The sequence below is a fragment of the Ruegeria sp. YKSE079 genome (assembly GCF_059612845.1).
In genome coordinates this window covers 70,027-93,785 of the sequence record NZ_JBXWRJ010000005.1, presented here as the reverse complement: position 1 = coordinate 93,785, position 23,759 = coordinate 70,027, and the positions used below count along the sequence as shown (strand labels likewise).

Sequence of the window (23,759 nt, the reverse complement as noted above, 5' to 3'; positions counted from 1 at the left end):
GTCATGCCGCATGGAAAGCCGTCGTGCAAGCAGGAAGGTTACCGCTCACACCATTGCATCGAACAGAGACTGAAGCTTGGCCAGCGGATCGTTATTTGACCAGATTTCATCACCAATGCCGAAAAAATCTGTGTGCGGGGTCAGTGCACGCACGGTGTCTTCGGTCAAACCGCCTTCGGCCACCACCGGCACCTCGATCATCTGGGACCACCATTCGAACAGACCCGGTTCGGCAACAGAACCGTCGCCCAAAGACGACTGTCCGACAGGGCCAAAAGCCACATAGTCAGCCCCGGATTCACCCGCAGTCATGCCGTCGTGACGTGAAGTTCCGCAAAAACTTCCCACGATGGCATCGGTGCCGAGTTCTTTGCGGGCGCTGCGGATTGAGCGGGCGGCGTCGTCCAGATGAACGCCGTCTAACCCCAGTCTTTGCGCCAACAGGACATGGTTCGAAATCACCAAAGCGACGTCGCGCGCATGCGCGACTTCACGGCAAGCGTCAGCCGCTCGGGCAATCTGGTCTTCATCTTTTCCTGCGAGAGCCAGTCGGATGCACGCGACTTCCACACCGTCCAGAACCCGCGCAAGCGTATCAGGAAAACCGCGCAACTCGATTGACGGCGGAGTGATCAGATAGATTTGCGGCTGCTCGGGGGTGTCCATCGCTGCGTCCTTGGCTGGGGCTTTTGCGCGGTTTAGCGGATTGCGCGAGGGAAGCAAACTTTTATGGATGAATAGATCTGTTTTCCACGACGGAAGAGAGGCCACGCCTTGCCCTGCGAATTCAGGAGCATTAGAGCGGTGTGGACTTTCGGAGTATCAGATGCCCAGCGACAGATCACAGCCTTCATTTGTTCTCGTGCGCCCGCAAATGGGCGAAAATATCGGTGCAGCTGCCAGAGCCATGTGGAACTTCGGGCTGGATCGAATGCGGATCGTTGCCCCGCGCGACGGTTGGCCGAATCCAAAGGCGGTGGCCATGTCCAGCGGGGCAGGACGCTTGTTGGACGAAGCGCAGCTATTCGAGGATCTGTCAATCGCGCTGTCCGATCGATCTTTTGTCTTCGCGACAACCGCCCGCCAGCGTGGGTTGACGAAACCAGTCTACAGCCCTGAGCGTGCGATGCAGATTGCGGCTGAGAAAGTTGCGGCCGGAGAGCAGGTCGCGGTGTTATTCGGCCCAGAGCGGGCGGGGCTGGAAAACGAAGATATAGCAAAGGCGAACGCAATTATTTCCGTTCCGGTAAATCCGGAATATGCCTCTCTTAATCTGGGGCAATGCGTCTTGTTGGTTGCATACGAGTGGATGCGCCAAAGCGGAGAAGTCGTGCACGAGGCAACCGATCTGGGCAAGGGCGACTGGGCGACCGGGATAGAGGTCGAAAAACTGGTCGAACACTATGAAGAACGGCTTGATGAGGCCGGTTTTTTTTATCCCCCGGAAAAGGCTGAGGGTATGAAAGTCAACCTGCGCAATCTTTGGTCACGGATGCGGATGACGCGGGCGGATGTGCAGATGCTACACGGGATCATGCGTCAGATGGTCCGGTGGAAAGAAAATAGCTGACACTGGACCAATGCGACAGACGGCCCTAGCTTGCGTTGAAATTCAGAACAAGAGGATGGAATGAGCGGTAAGCGCAGCATCTTTGAGGAAGTTTCGGGTGACAAAAAGCAGGCGGCCCTCAAGCCCGGCGTGATTGATCGCGACCAAGGTGGTGCGCGGCGTGCTATCCGTTTGTGGCTTATGGTGCTGTTTGCCATGGTCGTCGCCACGATCGTGGTTGGCGGTCTGACGCGCCTGACTGACAGCGGGCTTTCGATTACCGAATGGCGTCCTCTGACTGGGGCGGTACCACCTTTGAGCGAAGCCGAATGGCAATCTGAATTCCAGAAATACCAGCAGATTGATCAGTGGCGGATTCAGAACCAGTGGATGGATCTGGAAGATTTCAAGTCGATCTATTGGTGGGAATGGGGACACCGGCAATTGGGCCGTGCTATAGGTCTTGTTTGGGCCATGGGGTTCCTCGGCTTTCTGATGGCACGAAAGGTCCCAACAGGCTGGGCTGGTCGGTTGCTGCTGCCGGGCATCCTCGGCGGAATACAAGGCGCGGTCGGTTGGTGGATGGTGGCGTCGGGCGTGACGCAGGGCGAGGGGATGACATCGGTAGACAGCTATCGACTTGCCACCCACTTGGGGTTGGCATTTGTCATTCTGGGTTTCCTGGCGTGGTACGTTTATATGCTCGGGCGAACGGAGCGCGACTTGATGCAAGCGCGTCGGGTCAAAGAGGCAAAACTGTTTTCTCTGTCCACAGGGTTGATTCATTTCGCATTTTTGCAAATCCTGATCGGTGCGCTTGTGGCTGGTATCGACGCAGGTCGATCCTTTACAGACTGGCCTCTGATTGGGGGGCAAGTTTTGCCGCCTGATGCCACTGTGCTGGAACCCGTGTGGCGAAACTTTTTCGAAAGTCCCGGGCTGGTTCAGTTCATTCATCGCTGTGCAGGGTATCTTCTTTGGGTGTTTGCCCTGTTCGTTTGGCTGCAAGGGAGGTCGAGCGCTCATCCCAACACGAGGTTTGCCTTCAACGCGACCTTTGCGGCCCTTTCGTTTCAGGTTGTCTTGGGAATTGTCACGGTTCTTTATGGCGCCCCATGGCAGATCGCGATTTTACATCAGCTTTTGGCCGTGATCGTCTGGGCACTCATCCTGAAAGCCCGTTTTTTGTCCGCCTATCCCATTGCAACCTCACTTCGTGGAGCCTGACCAGCATGACTGCCTATGATGAATTGATGGCGTTTGAGCGGGAAACTTCGGCCCTGGGTCAGATCGCCGGACGGCTGGGCTGGGATCAGGAGACGATGATGCCGCGTGGAGCCGCGGTTCAACGGGGAGAAGAAATGGCGGCGATCGAGGCGGTTCTTCATGCCCGTCGTTCTGATCCGCGGGTTGGTGACTGGCTGGAACGGGCTGAAGCGACCTGCGACGTCAGCGCCGCGCAATTACGTGAAATCCGTCGCGCATTTGACCGCGCCGGCAAGGTGCCTGCCGATCTGGCCAAGGCGATTGCACGCGTGACGTCTCAGGCTCAGGGGAAATGGGCTCAGGCGCGCGCAGACGAAGATGTTGCAGCGTTCATCCCGGTGCTGGAAGAAGTCGTTTCGTTAAAACGTGAAGAAGGCGCAGCCCTTGCGCAGGGTAACGACGTGTACGACGCGCTGATCGAGGATTATGAACCCTACACGACAAGTGGTCAGATCGCCGAGACTTTTGATGCGATGCGGCCCAGACTCGTCGCCTTGCGGGCGACGGTGTTGGCTCAGCCAATGCCCACGGGCGTTTCCGGAAAATTTGACGAGCAGAAGCAGATGGAAATGTCGCAGAAACTAGCGGTAGCCTTTGGCTATGACCTCAGTCGTGGCCGTGTTGACAAGGCAGTGCACCCTTTCAGTTCCGGAAGCGGATCGGACGTTCGGATAACGACCCGCACATCTGTAACCGACCCGTTCAACTGTTTCTATTCCACCATTCACGAGGTTGGTCACGCCGCATATGAACAAGGGATCGACGACTCTTATGCGTTAACACCACTGGGACGCGGCGTTTCAATGGGGGTGCATGAAAGTCAGAGTCGGATTTATGAAAATCAACTCGGCCGCAGTCGCGCCTTCACTGGTTGGTTGTTTCCACAGATGACCAAAGTATTTGGCGATTTTGGCATTGGTTCTGCAGATGAATTCTATGCGGCCGTAAACCGGGTCCACAACGGGTATATTCGCACTGAAGCCGATGAGGTTCAGTATAACCTGCATATCATGATGCGATTTGACCTAGAGCGCGCGTTGATGCGAGGGGATCTGCATGTGGCTGATCTGGAAGCCGCTTGGAATGATCGGTTCAAGGCGGATTTCGGATTTGCCGTCGATAAACCCTCGAATGGATGTTTGCAGGATGTCCATTGGTCAGTCGGCCTGTTCGGGTATTTCCCAACCTATTCTTTGGGCAACGTATATGCCGGATGCCTTCATGAGGCTTTGAGAAGTGCAGTGCCCGAGTTGGACACCCAACTGGAACAAGGCGATACCAGTGGCGCAACCGGTTGGCTGCGAGACAATTTGCAACGTCACGGCGGTCTTTATGCGCCACGGGAAATCATTGAACATGCCAGTGGCCAAAAGCCGGGGCCGGAACCATTGTTGGGATATCTGGAAGCAAAGTTCTCAGAGCTTTATGGTCTATGAGGGCATTTCCGTGAAGTAAAATTGTCGACCGGAAATGATGGAGTTGACTTTTTGATACAATGTATTCCGTTTCAGCGTGCCACACAGTCCATGACGCGCCCATCCGAACGGGCAATGCTCAGTTTTCCATCGTCTGTTCTGGTAACCCAACGCTCATCGCCATATCCATCAGATGTCAGTCGCCCATCTGCGTTGATCTCGTACTCTGCATTGACTATCTTGCCGCGTACAATGGCTGAATACGGAATTGTTTTGGAGTCCGTTTCGATGTCTTGAACAATCCATTCAAGTGGCGTTAAACCCATCATGCAGTCAAAGTGCTGACCGCTGATTGCGTCGATCAACTCTTCTCCAAGCAATTCGTCGGCCATCAGGGGCGATGCGGCAAGAACGAAAATAGTGCCCATTAGAAAGGTTAAGTGGTTCATTGTGCCCTCGGGAAAAGAGCGGCATGTCTGCCGCTCTTTGGTGGTCAACTTCCGGTGTCCGCTTCGTCCTCGTCGCCCTGATCTGCAATCCAGGCGACACTGACGACTTCTTCACCTTTTCCTGTGTTGAATACGCGCACGCCACCTGCGCTGCGTGACCGGAAGGAAATGCCATCAACCGGAACACGGATCGATTGGCCCCTAGATGTCGCCAGCATGATCTGATCGTCGATCTCAACCGGGAAAGAGGCAACCAAATCGCCGCCTCGCATGGCTTTGTCCATTGCCGCGACTCCCATGCCGCCACGTCCCCGGACTGGGTAGTCGTGGCTGGAACTGAGCTTGCCCGCCCCGCCTGTCGTGATGGTCAGGATCAAGTTTTCGGCGGCGGACATCTCGGCGTACCGTTCTTGCGGCAGCACGCTGTCCGCGTTGCCTTCGTCCTCGTCATTCTCGGTGTCTTCTGTTACACCAGCCATTAAGCGGCGCATTTTTAGATATGCGGCTCGTTCATCGGGACCGGCTTCGAAATGCCGAATAACCGACATTGAAACAACGCGATCTCCGTTAGTCAGTTTGATTCCCCGAACACCAGTGGATTCGCGTGAATTGAAGACCCGCACGTCAGTGGTGCGGAAGCGGATCGCGCGACCGGAATTGGTGACCAGCATTACGTCCTCGTCTTCAGAACAGATGCGTGCATTTACCAGTTCGACGCTTTCGGGCAATTTCATCGCAATCTTTCCGTTCCGCCGGACATTGGTGAAGTCCGACAACCGGTTGCGGCGAACATCGCCCGCGCTGGTGGCGAAAATGATCTGGAGGTTTTCCCATTCCTCATCCGGCACATCGACCGGCATGATTGCCGCAATGGAAACACCGGTCGGGATCGGCAAGATATTGACGATGGCCTTACCCTTGCCGGTGCGTCCTGACTGAGGCAAGCGCCAAGTCTTGAGCTTGTAGACCATTCCGTCGGTAGTGAAGAACAATAGTTGTGTATGTGTATTAGCCACAAAAAGGGTGGTGACCACATCCTCTTCCTTGGTCTGCATCCCTGACAGCCCCTTGCCGCCACGCTTTTGAGCACGGAAATCGGCCAATGGGGTGCGCTTGATGTAGCCGCCCGAGGTCACAGTGACGACCATGTCTTCACGTTCGATTAGGTCCTCGTCTTCCATGTCTCCGGACCAGTCGACTATCTCGGTACGGCGCGGCACGGCAAAATTCTCGCGCACTTCGCGAAGTTCGTCTGCGATGATTTCCATGATACGCTCGCGCGAGCCGAGAATTTCCAGGAATTCTTTGATCTTGGCGGCCAGGTTTTCCAGTTCGTCCGTGACTTCCTTGACGCCAAGTTGGGTTAGGCGTTGCAGACGCAGGTCGAGAATTGCGCGGGCCTGTGCTTCGGACAGGTTATAGGTCCCGTCCTCGTTCATGGTGTGGGTCGGGTCATCAATCAGCCGAATGTAGCTTGCGATGTCTGAGGCCGGCCAGCGGCGCGTCATCAGCTTTTCGCGCGCTTCAGAAGCGTCGGCAGAGCTTCGAATTGTCGCGACGACCTCGTCCACGTTGGAAACGGCGACAGCCAATCCGCACAGAATATGGCTGCGTTCGCGCGCTTTTCGCAAGTCGTAAGCAGTACGACGCGCCACCACGTCTTCACGGAAATCAATGAAGCATGTTAGAAACCGGCGCAGAGTCAGTTGCTCGGGCCGACCGCCATTCAGCGCCAGCATGTTGCAGCCGAAGGAGGTCTGCATTGGTGTAAAGCGGTAGAGTTGGTTCAGAACGACCTCGGGTGTGGCGTCGCGTTTCAACTCGACCACAACGCGCACGCCATTGCGGTCGGATTCGTCCTGAACATGGGCGACTCCTTCAATCCGCTTTTCGCGAACTGCTTCGGCGACTTTTTCGATCATCGCGGCCTTGTTCACCTGATAGGGAATTTCGTCCACAATAATGGCATAGCGGTCTTTGCGCAGTTCTTCGACCCGCGTCTTGGCGCGGATAATGACGCTGCCGCGCCCTTCCAGATAGGCTTTGCGAGCCCCCGAGCGACCCAGCATCAAACCACCTGTCGGAAAGTCGGGGCCGGGCACGTATTGGATCAGTTGCTCGCTTGTCAGATCCGGGTCATCGATCAGTGCCAGAGTGGCATCAACCACTTCACCCAGATTGTGCGGAGGAATGTTGGTTGCCATGCCGACGGCGATACCGCCAGCGCCGTTGACCAGCATGTTCGGGAATCGGGCCGGCAAAACAGTCGGTTCACGGTCCTTGCCGTCGTAGTTGTCCTGAAAATCGACTGTTTCTTTTTCGATGTCCGCCAGCAAGGCGCTCGCGGGTTTGTCCATCCGGACTTCTGTGTAACGCATAGCCGCGGGGTTGTCGCCATCCATCGAGCCAAAGTTGCCCTGGCCATCAAGCAAAGGCAGCGACATCGAGAAATCCTGAGCCATCCGTACCAGAGCATCATAGATGGCGCTGTCACCATGCGGGTGGTACTTACCCATAACGTCACCAACCGGTCGGGCCGATTTGCGATATGACTTGTCATGGGTATTTCCAGTCTCGTGCATCGCATAAAGGATGCGGCGATGTACAGGTTTCAGTCCGTCGCGCAGATCTGGGATCGCGCGGCTTACTATGACCGACATCGCATAGTCGAGATACGAATTGCGCATCTCGGATTCGATGGAAACCGTCGGGCCATCATACGCTGGGCGTTGAGGGGGATTTTCGTCGGTGTTTTCAGGGGTTTCTGGCGTATCGCTCACGTAAACTGCCCGTTCCTTGTGAAGGGTCTATATCTTGTGGCTGCATCTTATCAGAACCTGCATATAGGGTGCAAGCAAACAGCATCTGCGGCTGAAAACTCTCGATGTCGTAATGTTAACACATTGTTTTTATGAGCGTTTGAAGGAGTTTGTGTTATCATATTGTGACCGAGGTTTTTTACCGGAGGTCTGTATGGGAAAAAACGAAACTGAATTGATGCTTAAAGGCTACGGCCTGACAACGGCTGAAATCTTCTATCACATGCCTGACTATATCCATGTCCTGAACACCTTTGTGTGGCAGGACTATGATCTTGCGCCCGATCATCCAAAACTGTTCGGTTTCATCGAGTTCTGGCAACGCGAGATTGAAGGGCCGCTCCATTCTGTCCGCTTTACACATCGCAAGATGTTGTCATCCGGAGAGTGGCGAAACATTGTCGGGGAATACCGGCTCAATTGACGCCGGGAGTCGCTACTGAAGCCTTCTCGCCTGAACATTGCAGGTAGACGTGCCAACGGTTGTGTAGCTGTTTCCATCGGGTGCTAAACGCCCGGAAAAGACATTTGTTTTGCCCGGAAAGAAACTTTTCCCACTGATATCCTGTCCTGACAGATACACTTCGGCCGATCCAGTCTGTCCAAGGGAATCCGAAATCTGCCCACGAAAGAAGTTTGGCCCTGCTTGAGTATAGCTGGCTGATCCAGTGACTTTCAGAAAAGCCGCGCAGGTTGCGGAAAACGACCATGTCCCGGCCAGAGTAGGGGCAATCGATTTGCGTTCTGGAGTTGGAATAGCAACACAAACCGGCCCCGGTTTGCCCGCCAGTTCCTTAAGGGCTTTTTTACTGCCGAGATCACTTGGTTTTAGAGAAGAACCGGTGGCAGTTAAATATGCCCGAAAGCCCGTTTTGGTTCTGGGTCCTGCGATGCCGTCCGGTGACCCTACTGAGCATCCTAGTCTATTGAGTTCTACCTGGCTTTGTTCAATCAGGACCTCGATCTCAGTTTCCTTTCTTTGTGGTGAATGAGCCGCGACCGTTTTGTCGGGACCACTATCTTCCAGCGAATCCCTCAACTTCAACGCAACCTGAAAGGCGAACGCGTCGGATCGATCTGAGTATTTTTCTAGAAATGCGTCATAGGCTTGGACGGTTCCGATAGAGCGGGTCAGTTCCAGATCAAGCCGAATGTCGTTAGAATTCTTGAAATCCGCCCCCCCTTCCGACTGCTTTCGAGGTGCAATCGCAAAGTAGAACTCACCGATCAGTTCATCATAATACGCGGGTATCTGTCGGTGCTGCACTGTGCTGGCGAGATCACGGACGCTGACCCTAAGATCCGACATCAAAGCGCGAATCTCCAGCCCCGGCTGTGAGATGAGCGGCAGCAGCGCCCGCGTGAAAACCGAGTTTTCTGCAGTGTCATCGTCGTCAAGCCGGTCCAGCGCCAGTTGGCCTGCACCGGCAGAGAAGATGACGAATGTGCCTTGTGGCGCAATGATCCGTCCCAAGCCTCTTGTTTTTCCAATGCTTCTGCCATTTGTCGCCTCAAACGGGTTGTTTCGGCAAGCGTCGATAATCGCGATGGAGGCGCGTGCGCCCGTGGTGCGAATACGATCCAGCAGATCCGATAGGGCAATCGCCTCGGATCTGACGAAATCGCTTTCTCCGTTTGAGGGAACAATGATGTCGGTCGGTAACAAATAGTTCTCACCGTCGATCTCGACGCCGTGCCCGGCAAAGAACAAAAGCGCAATGTCACCCGGATTCAATCGAGACGTGAACTGCGAGATTTGGCGGTTCATCCCGCGCCGCCCCAAATCGGTGGCTAAATGAGTGTCAAACCCGAGAACATCAAGCGTCTGGGACAGTGACAGCGCGTCGGCAACTGCCTTATCCAGCTTTTCGACTTCTTCATAATCGTTGTTCCCGATTATCAGGGCACGGCGTTCCTGTGCCCAAACCGGTTCGGTTGAAATTAGTAGTGCAAGTATCATCAACCAACGCATGAAGACCCTCGACACCAAATTGATCTCGCAAATTTATTGAGATTTTGCATGTCATCGCAACAATGCCAATTTTAAGCCGGTTTGGCTATCGTTTGTATTTTGTCGAGCTACAGAGGGATCGTATGCTGAGTATCTTTGTGATTTTGGCGGTTGTGTCTGATCACTCAGCTGACGTGTCCAAAAGATGGTTGTTTCTGCCCCGTAGGTTCGTCAAGCCGACGAAATGCCCGCGCAGTGACGAGGTGCGCAGTGACCTAGCCCCCTGAAATCAGGCCACCGGGGTGTTGCAATCCGTCCAAGCAAAGGATGGACTGTGAAATGCAGATTTAGCGACGAACTGATCATTGGAATAATTAAGGGATACGAGGCTGGGGTCAAAGCTCAGGAGCTGTGCCGTAAATACAGGATCAGCGATGCGACGTTTTACAAATACAAAGTCAAGTTTGGCGGGATGGGCGTGGCGAACGCGAAAAAGTCGCGAGCGCGACTTTCGCCTTGAACTCGGGCGAGAGGTTCTTCCGTTTCGACATCTCTGATCTCCTCTTCGTGGAAGACCAGTGACAACTAATCATAGCTTACTTCAGTGTCCGAATTTCAGGAGATAGCTCACAAGATCACGCGACTCGACGGACTCATGCCAGGGCGTTGCGCTGCTTAAGCAGAATAACAGAAGGCCCTTCAACCGTGCCATAGCGCTCTGACCGAACGGCTACTGCGCTTCGCAATCTGGGGCGTGATGGACTGCCGGCGTGTGGTCGCTGTCTAGACAACCGGGTAGAGAATTCGCACCTGCCATTTCGACGACGAGAAAGGGTAATGCAGCACCTCTGATGAATGCGAAGTTTGCAGAAGTTGGGACCGCACCTGGGTTGCCGGAAAGATTGTAGTTCAATGAACAAAATTAGTTGGATCGCCCCTGTGGCCGATGGCTATTATTCTTGAGGGGGCGGCAAAAGATCCAGTTGGTCTTGAGTGAGTTGGGAATGCATCAGTTGCAGCGAAAGTGATCCGGGATTATACCTCAGCGCTCGGGCCAACACACTAGTTGCTGCTGCTACATCCCCCAGTGCCAGTTCCAAGCGTGCCTGCATGATCCAGGCGTCTATGAGTTGGGGGTCAAGCCGTGCAGCTTCGGTAAAGGCGTTTGCTGCGGCGGGCAGGTTCCGCATCACAAGGGCGGTTCCACCTAGTTGCAAATGCGTTTCGGGAAAATCCAGCCTGCTTGCCATCGCGCTCTGCCACTCATCGAACGCGCGGCGCATGTTTTTGGCGTCTTGCGACGGCAATCGGGCTATCGGCGCCTGTAGCATCGCCTTGGCCGCAGCCATACGTACGGAACGCGACGGATCAGCCAACGCACCTATTGTGCGCTGCACGCGGTCGATCGCTGATGCAATCCTTTGCAGGCCAACTGCTGCGCTACGCACCACCGGGTCGGGATCCTGGATCAACTTGACCAGCGATTCGGCCTCTTCAGGGTCTTGCGTCTGCTCCAGTAGATAAAGCGCTGTTGCCCGAACCAACCCTGGCATCTCGTCATTCAGCGCCAGATCGCGCAGGTCGGTCGCAGCGGTCACAGGATCGTTTCGACCTCGGGCGATCACCTCTCCATAATGAGGGCCGCGCTTGTCGCTGTCCGGGAACCACTCCTCAAGTTTGGAGGCGGCCCAATCCGATGTCTCATCGGTGTGGCATGTGGTGCAGGCATCGGGTGCACCTGTTCTTTTCGAAAGGTCGGGGCGCGGAATGCGAAATGAATGATCGGCGCGCCAATCGTTGCCCATATAGACACGTTTGACCATATGGCAGTTTTTGCACTGTGCGCCCGATGATCCTTTGGGGTGGTGAGTGTGATCAGAGGAGTCGAAATCCAGTAAAGGAAGGCTTGGATAATCCGGATTTCCTGCCAGGCTGTGACACGTTGTACAGATACCGTTCTCTTCGGCAATTAATTTGGCCTCATGCGGCAAATGGCAATCACCACATGCCACGCCCTTGGCATACATCTTGGATTGAAGAAAAGAGCCATAGACATAGACCTCGCCCTGAATCTGACCGTCTGCGTGGTAGAGACCTTCACGCAACAATGACAGGCCATAGGCATCGTCATAAGGCGTTCCCGGAACCGGATTACCGTCAAAATGGGCCTCGCGACGAGAATGGCATCCGGCGCATTGCTGTATCATTTGACGACGATCAGACAGATCTACCGGGAATCCGTAAGCCAGAGGAGGGGGCTCTCGCATCGTCTCTGGCTTGCTGGCCCAATCCACGTGGCTTGATCCCGGCCCATGGCAAGCCTCACACCCGACGCCGATTTCGATTTGTGAAGACGCAAAGCTGCGGCTCGGTAAATCATAATTCGCGTTATATCCGGTTGCATGGCAGGCAGCGCAGCGGCTGTTCCATGTTTTGTAAGGTCCTGTCCAGTGCAGCCCATCGTCGGGTCCAAAACTCTGCTCCGGATAAAGATGAAACCAACCGCCCTTTTCCGTGTCCCAAACCACGTCAAAGCTTTGCAGCCGTCCCTTTTCGGTTTCGATTAGATATTGCTGCAGCGGTTCAACCCCGACAACCGAATGGATCGCGTAGTCAGTCGTGCTCCCGTCTAACTCTCGGACCGACACATTATAGCGACCGTCTGGCGTCACGCGAAACCGTGCTGTCATCCCGTCCAGTGTGAATTCGGTTTCATTGAAATCCGCCAGTACGTTTTCTGGTGTGGCGGTCGTCCAGGCTCTGGCGTGATGAGATCCCTTCCATGCGGCGGCAGACTCTGTATGGCAATCGGTGCATTCGTCTGATCCCACATAGTCAGGTTCCGAAGCTGCAGGTTGCGTAAGCAGGTATACCATCGCCAAGAATTGCCCCAACCATAAGATCGAGCCGCGAGTTGTTTGCACATCTGGCAGGGCCGTGAACTTCACCGCAAAAACTCGAACAATGGTTCCCCCACCGAACCGGATGGCATTTTTGTGCCAAGATAAGTCGCGATGGTGGCAGCTACGTCGACGGTTGAGACGCGATGCAAGAAACGCCCTGGCGAGATGTACGGACCGGCAAGGATGATGGGAACGTGAGTGTCGTAAGTCCAAGGCGAGCCATGTGCCGAAGCAACGGTAAGACCGTCAAAATCGGCGATAAACCAATGCGGTTCAAACACAACATAGATGTCCCCCGATCGTTCCGGGTGGAAATTGGCAAGCACGGCATTGGTGATTTTCCCCGGGGCAACCGCGCCGGTTCGAAGGTCGTCGCTGGCAATTGCATGGGCGATGCCGTCCAGACGGTCGAGTTCTTCGGCTACCGCGCGCGCTACTTCGGCGCGATCCAGTCCGCGCGCCTCGATTTCCTGATGGTCAAGGTACAGATATGGGTTCGAGAAGTTGCGGATCAACGGGCGGCTTTCCCCGAAATCCGCAGAGAGGCGAACGAAACCCGGTTCCGTGTCGACGCGTTCGAAATCGAATGTTCCCGCTTCAATACCCAGCGTTTCAAGATATCCTGGATGTTCTGGTGCACCGTGATCGGCAGACAAAATGACGAGCGTCTTATCCAGCTCGACGTGCTCATCGACGAAAGCCAGCAGGTCGGACAGCGTGCCGTCCAAGCGGCGCAGATTGTCCTCTGCTTCCAAGCTCGACGGGCCAAATATGTGCCCCACATAATCAGTCGATGAAAAGCTGACCGCCAGGTAATCGGGCACATCATCCTGCCCCAATCCCTCGCCAATCAGCAAGGCCTTTGCAAAATCTGCGGTAATCTCGTCCCCGGCCGGGCTGAGTGTCAGGCGTGTCGTGAAATACTTGTCATCTGCTGAGCCCCAGTCATGCGGGAACGTGCGGCCAAAACCAGGAAAATCAGTTTCCCACAACTGATCGTCCCTGTAACCAAAGGCATAACTTTCAGGGTCACCCTGCAAGGTCCAGCTTTGTCCAGCATAGCTTTGAACGAGATCTTGATGTTCCCACTCATGAACCCAATCCGGGTAGTTGTCGCGATAGAACGTGCTGGTTACGAAACGTCCTTCGCTTTTCGAGAACCAGAAAGCCTGGCCCGCGTGACCTGCCATGGAAATCGCCCCGCGATCCTTGACCGACACGCCAAAAACCTTTGCCTCAGGCCCGAAGTGAAGGGCGATTTCATCGGAAATGGTCGATGTCAGAATGGCACGAGGGGATCGGCCATCCGTGGTCGCCGCCCTTTGTGTCGGATCGATCTCGGCACTCTCATCCACTCCTCGCGCGCCGATCAGCGGGTAGTCGGGATCCTGTACATTGTAGAATTGCGTTCCCGACACTCGGTCAAACCAAAGATTCGCTACCATGCCGTGAATCGACGGGGTGGTGCCGGTCGCGAGTGTTGTGTGTCCGACAATCGTCTCGGTGTTTGCATGGTCGTGATGGGCGTTGGCAAACACTGCGCCGTTTTCAAGAAGGTAGGTAAAACCGCCCGATCCGAAACCCGAACCAAATCGGTCGATCAGATCGCCGCGCAACTGGTCCACCGTGATCTGCAGGACCAGTCGCGGCTTCTCCTGTGCGGCAAGCGATGTTGCTGCGGCGCATGCGGCAAATAGAGGCAACATCTTCTGCAATCGCATATCCATGATCCTCGCGGCTAATGTTTGATCCAATCCGGCTTGTTGATGCCCCACAAAATTGGTTGGAGACCGGATCTGTCGCTGGCTTTTACTGAAAACGAAGAGCCGCCCGGCATGGGCCGGGCGGTCTAACCATCCTATCGTGATCCGGGATCCTGCAGCGTTTCCATAACCTTGTCGAGGCTGAAAGATGCTGCTTCCTGGCGGGGTGGATATTCCTGGAATGTTGCTAGGAATTGTCCGACGTATTGCTGTGCGGGCACCAGCAGGTATGCACGATCCAGAACCCAATCATAATAGGTGTTCGATGTGCGATAGGCTCTCTCGTACGGATCGCGACGCAGGTTCGTGATCAGTGGTACGCGCAGGGGGGTTAATGGCTCCATCCATGCCCGGAAAGTCGCCCACGCGGTTTGTTCTAGGAACGTGATCTTCCAGTCGGAAAACCGTAGCGCCGCCAGATCACCATCATCGGTGAAATAGAACACCTCCTTGCGCGGACTTTGGTCTGTTTCGCCCGTCAGTAGCGGCAGGATGTTGTAGCCGTCCAAATGCACACGGTACTCGCGCCCCGCCATCGCGTCGACGGTAACTCCCTCTAGCAAATCGTCCTTGACCGTTTCATTCCCGGCTACTGCAAGGAAAGTCGGGAGCCAATCCATGTGGTGAACGATTTCGTTCGTGATCGAGCCCGGCTCGATCTTCCCTGGCCAGCGCACCATTGCGGGAACGCGCCAACCGCCTTCCCATTGGGTGTTCTTTTCGCCCCAGAAAGGTGTCATCGCCGCGTCGGGCCAAGTGTTCATGTGCGGGCCATTGTCTGTGGAGTAGAATACGATGGTGTTGTCCGCGATTCCAAGCTCGTCTAACTTTTCGAGGAACAGGCCGATATGCATGTCATGCTCGACCATCCCGTCGGCGTACTCATCCTGACCAGAGATTCCGCGGTTTTCGTCTTTGACATGCGTGCGGAAGTGCATTCGGGTGCCGTTCCACCAAACGAACCATGGCGTGCCTTCGGCTGTCTTCTCTTCGATGAACGCCAAAGCTGCAGCAGAGGTTTCATCGTCGACAGTTTCCATGCGCTTCTTGGTCAGTGCACCGGTATCTTCGATGGTTTGTGAGATCTCACTCTCACCATAGTTAGCCGATGATCGGATTACGCCGCGCGGGCCATAGCGATCCAGAAAAGTCTCTCCGTTCGGCAGAACCAGATCACGCGGATAGTCTTCGTTCTCAGGTTCCTCCTCGGCGTTCAGGTGATACAGATTGCCAAAGAACTGATCGAAGCCGTGGTTGGTTGGCAGGTGCTCGTCCCGGTCGCCCAAGTGGTTCTTTCCGAATTGGCCGGTTGCGTAACCCTCGGCCTTCAGCAAAGCGGCAATCGTCGGATCCTCTGTCTGCATGCCTTCTTCTGCTCCCGGCAAGCCGACCTTGGACAGGCCGGTTCGAAACACCGATTGCCCCATGATAAAAGATGCTCGACCAGCGGTGCAGGATTGTTCTGCATAATAGTCGGTGAACATGATCCCTTCGTCTGCAATCCGGTCGATGTTGGGTGTTTGATACCCCATTAGTCCAAACGTATAGGCCGAAATGTTGGACTGGCCGATATCGTCCCCCCAGATCACAAGAATATTCGGTTTTCCTTCCTGTGCCGACACGGACGTTGCAAGGGCAACGCTCGCAACCGCCAACTGCGCTACAAAAACTGCCTGTCGAAATCGCATGCAATTCTCCTCCCTTTTGCGTGCTTTCTTCTGTGGTAACTATTTCGTTATCAAGTCTTAGCCACTTTTGCGTAAAACGAATCGGAAGGGAAGTGAGTATTCCTAGATTGGCATGAGAAAGCTTTTCGCGACCTCGGTGTCAGATTCAGGGCCCAAGAATCATAGTTGGCTGTTGGCTAATTAGGTTGAACAGCCCCCCAAGCAGCAATGATACTTTGCCGTTCGAGGGCATCATAAAGCGCGGATTTGGAAGTGTGTGGGTCAGAAGGAGCCGGACGCGTATCGCAGTGCCGGGAGGGCAATCATCGACCCGAAAACGAGTAGCGCCGATTGACGGCCTCCGTTTCGGTTCGATTGTTACTACGTAGAAAAACGGAGGACGGCAGAAACCGATCTTGTCGACAGCACAACGGCGGCTCTTGAGCGTGGGTCGGTAGGTATGTGGCGACCGCATTCGCGGTTCGATGTAAAACGCTGTTTCGGCTACCTCAATTTCTTGCCAAAAAACCGCGATACCGCGAATGACCTAGGGAATGAACCTTTTGAGCAGAGGGAAGAACTATCAACTTGGGAAGCACGAAATCGTTGGCAACAGAGTCCAATTGCCTGATGTCGCGAGCCACCCTTGGAGACTACAGTAAGGTTTGGCTTTCTTCATCGCGAGCGAAAGGGCGATTTCAAAGGAAATCAGCTCGGTTTTCCTTGATCGGCTTTTTGCTTGAGACAGTGGAACATGGCAAAAAGGGGCACTTGTTGCCATTAGAATTGATTGTACCGTGTCATCGAACACGCGCGAAGGGGCTTCAATGATACGCTTGGTTGCAGTGTTCCTCGTGGTACTTCCCGGCATGGCCTATGCTCATGCCTCCGAGCGCATGGTTATCCTGACGCTGCCGACCGGGTGGTACATGGTCGGTGCCGCAATTGCCGTAGTGCTGACGGCACTCCTGAGCGCATTCGCTGCCCGGCCACCGAAATTTCCTGCTTTCGAATTGTTTTTCCGTCCGGCTTTTCTCGCTCGCACCGCACTAAATTGGATTGGTACAGCAGTTTTCGCTGTCCTCATCGGGACAGGTGTCTGGGGAACACACGACCCGGCAGAAAACTTGTTACCTTTGATGCTGTGGACCATGCTCTGGGTCGGGCTTACGCTTTTGGCTGTCCTGTTCGGCGATCTGTGGCGTAAAATCGAACCATGGAGTGGCCCGGTACGATTGCTGCGCCACCTTTTGGGCAGGAAGAAGAGAATTGGTCTTTCCAGGCTTGGATACTGGCCTGCCGTGCTGGGTTATCTGGGATTTGCCTGGTTCGAGATCGTGTCACTGGCCCCCGCGGACCCACCGCATCTCGCCCGGGTCGCGGTCATATACTATGTTGCCATTCTCGTTCTCGCCGTCGCAGAAGGAGAGGAATGGTTGAGGCGAGGTGAGTTTCTGTCGGTCTATTTTGGGTTTATTTCCAAAATCGCGCCCTTATGGGGCGAAGTGCGTAGCGGTGGTATCATGGTCATGGCTGGACCACCCGGTGCTCAGGTTCTGCGGATCGAACCGCTGGCACCTTCAGCTATTGCCTTCGTCACTCTTGTGCTCGCCTCGGTAAGCTTCGATGGACTGTCCGAAACCTTTTGGTGGCTCGCCCGCCTCGACATCAATCCCTTGGAGTTTCCTGGTCGTTCAGCTGTTTTGAAGGTGAATTCTGTCTCTCTTATCATTTTCTGGGGGACAAGCACGGCCCTCATACTCGGCGCGGTCCGTTTGGGTCTTCCACGGGGAAAGTTTCGGGAGGCAATCGGACCAATGATGCTGGCGTTTCTACCAATTGCAGCAGGGTATCATGTCGCGCACTATCTCGTTGCTTTCCTGACAGATGGGCAATATCTGATTGCCGCGATCAATGATCCGCTTGGAAAAGGCTGGCATCTGCTTGGACTTTCAGATCATTGGGTTTCTTTCGGCTTTCTGTCGACCCGTACGGGCGTACTGGCGATTTGGACTGCCCAGTTCTCGGTTATCCTCGCGGCTCATCTACTTGCAGTGATCCTTGGCTTTCGGTTGGGTGAACGGGCAGGCGTCGGGCCGAGTCTTTGGGCTCATTTGCCGGTCACGATATTGATGGTGGGCTATACGGTCTTCGGGTTGTGGTTGCTTTCCGCGCCAACGGCGGGATGAGAAAGGGTTTGCATTTCGCACTGACTCCGTGTTCCGTGACCAAGGGGAAACAAAAGACGCAGTCAGGAATTCAATGAAATTGCGTCGTTACAACAGCGGAGGTGTTTGATGACAAACAAGCCAATCCTCTCAAATCTCAATCGTCGATCTTTCGTCAAAGGGCTTGCGGGCACGGGCGCGCTTCTGTCCGGTGGTCTTGCAGCGCGCTATGCGCAAGCACAATCGTCTGAGCCAATTCGCTTTGGGTTCCAACTTCATCGCACCGGGATCGGGGCATCCTACGGACGTTGGTATGAGCGCACGGCATCTGCTGCACTTCAGGTTCTCAATGACTCAGGTGGCATTAACGGGCGACCTGTTGAGATCATATTCGAAGACGACGGCACTGACCCCAAGCGCGGTGCCGAGGTGGTCGAAAAGCTGACGACCCAATCGAACTGTGACCTGGTGATGGGTACACTCTTTTCCCATGTGGTCATCGGATCCGCCCCGCGAGCGGGTGAATTGAAGGTGCCGTATCTTGTCTGTTCCGAAGGACATCACGTTGCGAGCGGGATGCTGAATCGCTGGACCATGCAACCGGGCATAACGGACGTGAAAAGCCAGGTGCAGGGCATGGCGCCATTCGTGACCTCGAACCTCGGCAAGAAGATCACGATGATTTTCCCCGATTTTGCATTCGGTCACGATCACCGCGACTATTTCACCGCAGCGGTGGCAGAGCAGGGCGGCGAGGTGATCAAGCATATTGCGATCCCGCCGACCGAAACCTCGTTCACTCGCTATTTCCCACAGATACCTTCGGATACGGACGTCATCTATCACGTCATGGTAGGCCCCGCCGTTCTGACCTTTGTCAAAGAACTGGGCGAGTTTTATGGCTCGGGAGATCGGCCACAGCTGTTCGGTTTCATCGACTCGCTTGAGGCGGTTGATATCAACTCGCCCGGCCTCGAATTTCTCGACGGTTCGCATTTCTGGGAAGGTCACCCACGCTATAAGCAGGCGGATGCGTCGGATCATGAGACCTTCTATCGCGAAGCGGTTGGGGTGGACGATAATGGTGCTTCGGTTTCGGATTCGGCTGATGTCGCGACCTACGCGCACATGTTTTCGACATGGGAGACCCTGTTTGTTGCCAGACAGGCGATGGAAGCATCTGGATACCAAGGACCGGCGGACCGGCAGAAGGTCGTCGAGGCTATCGAAGAGATGACAGATTTCACCGAAAGCCGAGAACATCCGCAAGGTCCAAAGACGTTCAATGGCAAAACCCACCAGGCCTTCGGGCTTCAATCCATCACCAAGGTTGAGAATGGCAAATTGATACGTGTGCACCAGACCTCAATGGAAGACGGGTTCTATCCTGACGAGGTCGACTATACGACACTAAGTTTCTGACTTCGGGCGGGCGGGGCGCCAGCCCCTCCCGGATAATGAGTGGATTTCGGACCGTTCCTGCTTCTTGCCCTGATGGAGGGCCTCGTGACTGCCGCCGTCCTTGCGCTAACGGCGGTTGGGTTGTCGCTTGTGTTCGGCATCATGCGGGTTGTTAACGTCGCGCATGGTGAATTTTTTATGTTGGGTGCAGTGCTTGCGTGGTTCACTACTCAATGGATACCGGGACCACCAGCGGTTGCTTTTGCGGTAGCGCTGGTCTTCTGCCCTTTGATCGTCGGCGCAATCGCGGCCCTTTCCGATGTGTTGGTTTTGAAAAGGTTGAATTATGAGCCCGAGGCCACGATCGTCGCAACGATCGGACTTTTGTACATTCTTCAGCAGGCGGCCTTGAGTTTTTTCGGTCCGGATGCGCGCCCGGTTCCGGCACCAATCAACTTCCGCATCCAACTGCCCTGGTTCGGCTACTCCGGCTATAAGCTGTTGGTTGTCGCAGCAGCGATCATGCTGTTGCTTGCGGTCTGGCTGATCCTCAAACATACGCGCATCGGATTAGTGATGCGGGCAACACAGGAAGACCGGGACACTGCGCGTGCTTTCGGGATAAATGTTGACAGGGTCTATGCCGGAGTATTCGCGATGGGGGCAGGGCTTGCCGCCATAGCCGCAGTTCTGATCGTTCCGATCCAGCAGGCTCACTACCTGATGGGGGGTGATCCACTTCTTTTGTCGTTCATCGTCGTAATCATTGGTGGTCTGGGAAGTTTGCGTGGCACACTGGTTGCGGCTATCGTCATTGGGTTGTCAGACGGCGTTCTTTCCACGTTCTTCGCCCCGACGTTGGCCAAAATAGTCGCAACGCTGGCCGTCGCGTTGATTCTTGTTTTCCGGCCTCAGGGCCTTTATGGAAAGCGCGCCGTATGAAAATCGATCGTGCGCTCTGGCTCCACTTCGGCCTTATCATTGTATTGCTTGCGTTCCATTTCTATGCGCCAGCGTATCATCACACAAATATCGCTCGGATCATGGTGCTGGCGATTTATGCGATGGGTTATAATATTGCGTTCGGCTACACCGGCCTTCTAAGCCTCGGCCATTCACTTTTCTTTGGCGCAGGACTTTATGCTGCGGGGCTTCTTGCCTATTACGCGAACGGAGGTGCAACAGTAGGCCTTGTCGCAGGACTTGCCGCAGGCGGCAGCGTGGCCTTTGCCTTAGGCCTTTTTGCGCTCCGCACAGCAGGCGTTGCCTTCATGATCGTGACCCTGATGTTTGCACAGGCGGGATACCTGACGGTGCTGTATCTCGGCAGCTATACACGTGGGGACGAGGGCATTGTTGTTCCAAAATCCACTCGGATGCTCGGGGCTCTCGACCTTTCCGACGATGGCACCCGCTATTTGGTTGCTTTCGCGTTGTTTTCTGTGGCGCTTTTGATCAATCTCTGGCTTGCCCGCTCGCCACGCGGGCGGATTATGGTGGCGATACGCGAGAACGAGGAGCGCAGCCGCATGCTCGGTTACAACCCATTCGCGGTCAAGCTTTTTGCACTGACGGTTTCCGGTGTCTATGCAGGGGTCAGTGGCGCAGCATATGCATTGATGTTCGGTTATGTGGGTGCCAGCCTAGTTTCTGTACAGTATTCGATTTTGCCGCTTCTTTATGTCCTTCTTGGTGGTGCGGGTACGGTCATTGGTCCTTTCCTCGGCGCACTGCTGATGTTTTATCTGGTCGACTATGCCAGTTCTTTGACCGACGCTCACCAATTCGTGACCGGGGCCGTGTTGGTCCTCCTCATCCTATTTGCGCCAAGAGGCATACTTGGCACACTGCGTGAACGGGGGATGAGATGGTTGCCGTAACTCTTCTTGAAGCCCGAGAGCTTACCCGGCACTTCGGCGGATTGAAGGCAGTGGACAAGGTGGATTTCGATGTTTCTGAAGGTGAAATTCACGCGATCATCGGCCCGAACGGCGCTGGCAAGACAACGTTTGTCAGTTTGCTGTCGGGCCGAATTCCGGTGCAGTCCGGATCGATCCATCTATCTGGCCATGACATAACACGATTACCTGCGCATGCCCGCGTGCGGGCCGGCATCGCCTATACCTTTCAGATCACACAGATCTACGGCGCGCTGAGTGCCTTTGACAACGTAGCGCTTGCAGTCCAGAGTCGCCATTCTCAACACATAATCGACGATGCAATGTCCGCACTGGAACGGGTGGGTTTGGCGGATCGAGCCGATCAGATTTCTGGGACGCTGAGTTATGGCCATCAACGCTTACTGGAGATCGCAATGGGACTTGGCTTGGAGCCAAAGCTTCTGATTCTCGACGAACCGACACAGGGATTGGCGCAAGGAGAGATCGAAATCTTCAAATCAATTGTTCGAAGCATAGTCCCTGAGGCCACCGTTCTTCTTATAGAGCATAACATGGACGTGGTCATGGACCTGGCCGATCGCATCACGGTGCTAAACTTTGGCCAGATCTTGGCGACCGGGTCACCACTGTCGATCCGGGCGAACAGTGCGGTTCAGGCTGCCTATCTAGGGGGGTGAATGCTAAAACTCGATGGTATCGACGCAGGTTACGGCGCGGTTCAGGTTCTGCATGGCTTGTCGCTTGCGGTTGCCTCTGGTGAGGTGCTTTGCTTGATGGGGAGGAATGGCGCCGGGAAGTCTACTTCACTCAAGACTATCATCGGTCAGGTACGTTCGAGTGCTGGCAAAGTGGAACTTGACGGCACCCGCTTGGAGGCGCTTCCTGCCCATGAAGTGCCACGCCATGGCGTCGGTTACGTCCCGCAAGGGCGTCGACTGTTCGGAAACCTGACCGTCTCTGAGAATATTGAAATCGGATTGATGACCCGAGATCGGAGCGCACAGGTGCGAGAAAAGGTACTGGACCTCTTTCCGAGGCTCCGAGAACGCATGGGGCAGGTGTCGCGTACGCTGTCGGGTGGTGAACAGCAGATGCTTGCCATCGCTCGGGCACTTTGCCTTGAACCAAAAGTGCTGCTGCTCGATGAACCGACCGAAGGGTTGCAGCCTTCGATGATTGCGCTGATCCGTGACACGATTATTGGTCTGAAAGCGACAGGTGTCGCGACGATTCTCGTGGAACAACGGGTCGATGCTGCGCTGTCGATTTCCGATCGAATTGCATTCGTCGTTGGGGGCAGGATCGTAGAAACTGCTTTTGCCCGAGATCTGGTTCCCCATGCTCACCAGTTCAGGAAACATGTCGGGATATAATGCATGGTTCGAAACAAGTGAATTGGATACTTCTTCGAAAAAAACGCGTTCTCGATAGCTTATTGATTATTGGCTCCGGCGGTAGGGATCGAACCTACGACCAATTGATTAACAGTCAACTGCTCTACCGCTGAGCTACGCCGGAACGGTGCGCGCCGTATAGCAACACCGGTTTTCGGCGTCCAGAGGGTTCGGCGCATTTTTTGCGGATTTCGGCCGTGACGAAATTCAGGCTTCAGAACAGAAAGGTTGCACCGAAAATCGGCCCGGATTGGTCAAAGGTATAGTCTGCGCCGTTGACCTCGTGATCTACTTCGATATGGCGGTAACCGCCTCTGAGCAGCCATCGATCGTTGAGGGCATAGTCTGCCGTCAGTAAAACCTGCCAGGTTTCGCTGCCACTACGGAAACCGCCATAATCAAGAAACGCGGTGCCCGACCATCTGTCGGAAAACTGAACCCGGGCGCGCATGGCGATCAAAGGATCGAACCAGTCTTCGTCGACGGTATTTGTTCGGTCCGGAAGTGCGCCCTGAGTCAGAGTGAAGACGGTATCAGTGCTGTACCATCTAAATCCCGCACCGGCATCGAGTGAGACGTTGCTATCCTCGTAGACCCGATAGGCGGCATAGGCGTTGAAGACCTGGGTTTTGACGGAAGTGTTGAGTTCTCCGAACGCCCCTCCGGGAGTTGCCGTACCGAAGGAGATGTCGGTCAGCATGTAGTCAGCAAGAAGACTCCAACGCCCGTTGGATGCGCCGAATGCGCCCATGAATGCAAAATCCAAGTTATCCAGCGCGTCGCTGAACGACAGGGTGGCGTCCACTGTTCCGAAAGCCGTTTCAGTGGAGGTGTTGGTTTCGGGTGTGAACAGATAGATCGAGGCCGAATAGCTCCAATCCCGGTCCTGGGCATATGACGGGCCGGAGACGAAAATCGCAAGCGAAGCTGCCAGAAGGATCAAGTTTACAATGCCGGAGCGGATCATTTTCAGTCCTTTAGAATGGGGCCGGTTTGTGTCGGTTCATGGCGAGTGAAATCACACCAAAGTCACAAGGCAGTTTCAGCTGAAGTTAACACAAAAATCACATTCAAATACGTTTATTTTGTAGTGACCCACGGCCCAACACAAAT

Annotated in this window: 18 protein-coding genes, 1 tRNA gene and 2 pseudogenes; 12 read left to right on the top strand and 9 right to left on the bottom strand. The window is 54.8% G+C overall.

The features are described from left to right. Window positions 1-45 precede the first annotated feature (45 nt). Window positions 46-666: a thiamine phosphate synthase gene (locus AC2FMY_RS06280; RefSeq protein WP_480750941.1), complete on the bottom strand. Its 621-nt coding sequence runs from the start codon at window positions 664-666 to the stop codon at window positions 46-48. 160 nt (window positions 667-826) lie between these two features. Between AC2FMY_RS06280 and AC2FMY_RS06275 the strand changes: the two genes are divergently transcribed. From AC2FMY_RS06275 to AC2FMY_RS06265, 3 genes are read left to right on the top strand one after another with little or no spacing between them, the layout of a single operon-like run. Continuing rightward, the gene (locus AC2FMY_RS06275; RefSeq protein WP_480750942.1) at window positions 827-1,570 is read left to right on the top strand and encodes an RNA methyltransferase; all 744 of its coding nucleotides are present in this window, start codon (window positions 827-829) and stop codon (window positions 1,568-1,570) included. Between the two features lie 60 nt (window positions 1,571-1,630). Next, the gene (gene ctaA, locus AC2FMY_RS06270; protein ID WP_496745073.1) at window positions 1,631-2,776 is read left to right on the top strand and encodes a heme A synthase; all 1,146 of its coding nucleotides are present in this window, start codon (window positions 1,631-1,633) and stop codon (window positions 2,774-2,776) included. Between the two features lie 5 nt (window positions 2,777-2,781). Continuing rightward, entirely contained in the window at window positions 2,782-4,251 is a 1,470-nt protein-coding gene (locus tag AC2FMY_RS06265) for a carboxypeptidase M32 (protein WP_496745075.1), read from the top strand. Window positions 4,252-4,322: 71 nt separating this feature from the next. On the opposite strand, the gene AC2FMY_RS06260 is transcribed toward AC2FMY_RS06265, so the two are convergent. Both AC2FMY_RS06260 and gyrA read right to left on the bottom strand, forming a co-directional pair. After that, a complete protein-coding gene (locus tag AC2FMY_RS06260) occupies window positions 4,323-4,727 on the bottom strand; it encodes a hypothetical protein (RefSeq protein WP_496807139.1) in 405 nt (134 codons plus the stop codon). Further along, window positions 4,724-7,459, bottom strand: coding sequence for a DNA gyrase subunit A (gene gyrA, locus AC2FMY_RS06255; protein ID WP_496745078.1), 2,736 nt, complete (start codon window positions 7,457-7,459; stop codon window positions 4,724-4,726). Before gyrA ends, AC2FMY_RS06260 begins: the two co-directional genes overlap by 4 nt. Window positions 7,460-7,652: 193 nt before the next feature. Here gyrA and AC2FMY_RS06250 point away from each other — a divergent pair, with 193 nt between their 5' ends. After that, window positions 7,653-7,922 (top strand): usg protein, encoded by a 270-nt coding sequence (locus tag AC2FMY_RS06250; protein ID WP_496745080.1) that lies wholly within the window; start codon window positions 7,653-7,655, stop codon window positions 7,920-7,922. 12 nt (window positions 7,923-7,934) lie between these two features. Here the strand turns inward: AC2FMY_RS06250 and AC2FMY_RS06245 are convergent, their stop codons facing one another. Next, complete coding sequence (locus AC2FMY_RS06245; RefSeq protein WP_496807166.1) at window positions 7,935-9,458, bottom strand: caspase family protein; 1,524 nt, start codon at window positions 9,456-9,458, stop codon at window positions 7,935-7,937. A gap of 325 nt (window positions 9,459-9,783) precedes the next feature. On the opposite strand from AC2FMY_RS06245, the pseudogene AC2FMY_RS06240 reads away from it, so the two are divergent. Both AC2FMY_RS06240 and AC2FMY_RS06235 read left to right on the top strand, forming a co-directional pair. Further along, window positions 9,784-9,945 (top strand): annotated as a pseudogene (locus tag AC2FMY_RS06240) (transposase); the annotation flags it as partial. A gap of 221 nt (window positions 9,946-10,166) precedes the next feature. Beyond that, window positions 10,167-10,292, top strand: a pseudogene (locus AC2FMY_RS06235) (IS6 family transposase); the annotation flags it as partial. Window positions 10,293-10,402: 110 nt separating this feature from the next. On the opposite strand, the gene AC2FMY_RS06230 reads toward AC2FMY_RS06235, so the two are convergent. The 3 genes from AC2FMY_RS06230 to AC2FMY_RS06220 form a co-directional block, all read right to left on the bottom strand. Beyond that, a complete protein-coding gene (locus AC2FMY_RS06230; RefSeq protein ID WP_496807165.1) occupies window positions 10,403-12,325 on the bottom strand; it encodes a multiheme c-type cytochrome in 1,923 nt (640 codons plus the stop codon). Window positions 12,326-12,393: 68 nt separating this feature from the next. After that, window positions 12,394-14,073: an alkaline phosphatase family protein gene (locus AC2FMY_RS06225; protein ID WP_496745084.1), complete on the bottom strand. Its 1,680-nt coding sequence runs from the start codon at window positions 14,071-14,073 to the stop codon at window positions 12,394-12,396. Window positions 14,074-14,210: 137 nt separating this feature from the next. Continuing rightward, window positions 14,211-15,803 carry an arylsulfatase gene (locus AC2FMY_RS06220; protein WP_496745086.1) on the bottom strand — a complete coding sequence of 531 codons (1,593 nt, stop codon included), beginning with the start codon at window positions 15,801-15,803 and terminating at the stop codon, window positions 14,211-14,213. 806 nt (window positions 15,804-16,609) lie between these two features. Here AC2FMY_RS06220 and AC2FMY_RS06215 point away from each other — a divergent pair. The 6 genes from AC2FMY_RS06215 to AC2FMY_RS06190 all read left to right on the top strand — a co-directional run bounded on the left by AC2FMY_RS06215 (window position 16,610) and on the right by AC2FMY_RS06190 (window position 22,625). Beyond that, window positions 16,610-17,971 carry a hypothetical protein gene (locus AC2FMY_RS06215; protein WP_496807138.1) on the top strand — a complete coding sequence of 454 codons (1,362 nt, stop codon included), beginning with the start codon at window positions 16,610-16,612 and terminating at the stop codon, window positions 17,969-17,971. A 108-nt stretch (window positions 17,972-18,079) separates the two neighbouring features. Then, window positions 18,080-19,372 (top strand): ABC transporter substrate-binding protein, encoded by a 1,293-nt coding sequence (locus AC2FMY_RS06210; protein ID WP_496807137.1) that lies wholly within the window; start codon window positions 18,080-18,082, stop codon window positions 19,370-19,372. A gap of 39 nt (window positions 19,373-19,411) precedes the next feature. Next, entirely contained in the window at window positions 19,412-20,293 is an 882-nt protein-coding gene (locus tag AC2FMY_RS06205; RefSeq protein WP_496807136.1) for a branched-chain amino acid ABC transporter permease, read from the top strand. After that, complete coding sequence (locus AC2FMY_RS06200) at window positions 20,290-21,231, top strand: branched-chain amino acid ABC transporter permease (protein ID WP_496745089.1); 942 nt, start codon at window positions 20,290-20,292, stop codon at window positions 21,229-21,231. The genes AC2FMY_RS06205 and AC2FMY_RS06200 overlap by 4 nt, the downstream gene beginning before the upstream one ends. Beyond that, window positions 21,219-21,929, top strand: coding sequence for an ABC transporter ATP-binding protein (locus AC2FMY_RS06195; RefSeq protein WP_496745091.1), 711 nt, complete (start codon window positions 21,219-21,221; stop codon window positions 21,927-21,929). Before AC2FMY_RS06200 ends, AC2FMY_RS06195 begins: the two co-directional genes overlap by 13 nt. Continuing rightward, entirely contained in the window at window positions 21,930-22,625 is a 696-nt protein-coding gene (locus tag AC2FMY_RS06190; RefSeq protein ID WP_480750962.1) for an ABC transporter ATP-binding protein, read from the top strand. A gap of 70 nt (window positions 22,626-22,695) precedes the next feature. Here the strand turns inward: AC2FMY_RS06190 and AC2FMY_RS06185 are convergent. Beyond that, window positions 22,696-22,770, bottom strand: a tRNA-Asn gene (locus tag AC2FMY_RS06185). 90 nt (window positions 22,771-22,860) lie between these two features. Next, entirely contained in the window at window positions 22,861-23,613 is a 753-nt protein-coding gene (locus tag AC2FMY_RS06180; protein ID WP_496745093.1) for a porin family protein, read from the bottom strand. Window positions 23,614-23,759 lie beyond the last annotated feature (146 nt).

Bases quoted from the DNA above. Each gene is read 5' to 3' on its own strand.
- AC2FMY_RS06280 (WP_480750941.1), bottom strand. From the start codon at position 666: ATGGACACCCCCGAGCAGCCGCAAATCTATCTGATCACTCCGCCGTCA.
- AC2FMY_RS06275 (WP_480750942.1), top strand. From the start codon at position 827: ATGCCCAGCGACAGATCACAGCCTTCATTTGTTCTCGTGCGCCCGCAA.
- ctaA (WP_496745073.1), top strand. From the start codon at position 1,631: ATGAGCGGTAAGCGCAGCATCTTTGAGGAAGTTTCGGGTGACAAAAAG.
- AC2FMY_RS06265 (WP_496745075.1), top strand. From the start codon at position 2,782: ATGACTGCCTATGATGAATTGATGGCGTTTGAGCGGGAAACTTCGGCC.
- AC2FMY_RS06250 (WP_496745080.1), top strand. From the start codon at position 7,653: ATGGGAAAAAACGAAACTGAATTGATGCTTAAAGGCTACGGCCTGACA.
- AC2FMY_RS06245 (WP_496807166.1), bottom strand. From the start codon at position 9,458: ATGATACTTGCACTACTAATTTCAACCGAACCGGTTTGGGCACAGGAA.
- AC2FMY_RS06230 (WP_496807165.1), bottom strand. From the start codon at position 12,325: ATGGTATACCTGCTTACGCAACCTGCAGCTTCGGAACCTGACTATGTG.
- AC2FMY_RS06225 (WP_496745084.1), bottom strand. From the start codon at position 14,073: ATGCGATTGCAGAAGATGTTGCCTCTATTTGCCGCATGCGCCGCAGCA.
- AC2FMY_RS06220 (WP_496745086.1), bottom strand. From the start codon at position 15,803: ATGCGATTTCGACAGGCAGTTTTTGTAGCGCAGTTGGCGGTTGCGAGC.
- AC2FMY_RS06215 (WP_496807138.1), top strand. From the start codon at position 16,610: ATGATACGCTTGGTTGCAGTGTTCCTCGTGGTACTTCCCGGCATGGCC.
- AC2FMY_RS06210 (WP_496807137.1), top strand. From the start codon at position 18,080: ATGACAAACAAGCCAATCCTCTCAAATCTCAATCGTCGATCTTTCGTC.
- AC2FMY_RS06200 (WP_496745089.1), top strand. From the start codon at position 20,290: ATGAAAATCGATCGTGCGCTCTGGCTCCACTTCGGCCTTATCATTGTA.
- AC2FMY_RS06195 (WP_496745091.1), top strand. From the start codon at position 21,219: ATGGTTGCCGTAACTCTTCTTGAAGCCCGAGAGCTTACCCGGCACTTC.
- AC2FMY_RS06190 (WP_480750962.1), top strand. From the start codon at position 21,930: ATGCTAAAACTCGATGGTATCGACGCAGGTTACGGCGCGGTTCAGGTT.
- AC2FMY_RS06180 (WP_496745093.1), bottom strand. From the start codon at position 23,613: ATGATCCGCTCCGGCATTGTAAACTTGATCCTTCTGGCAGCTTCGCTT.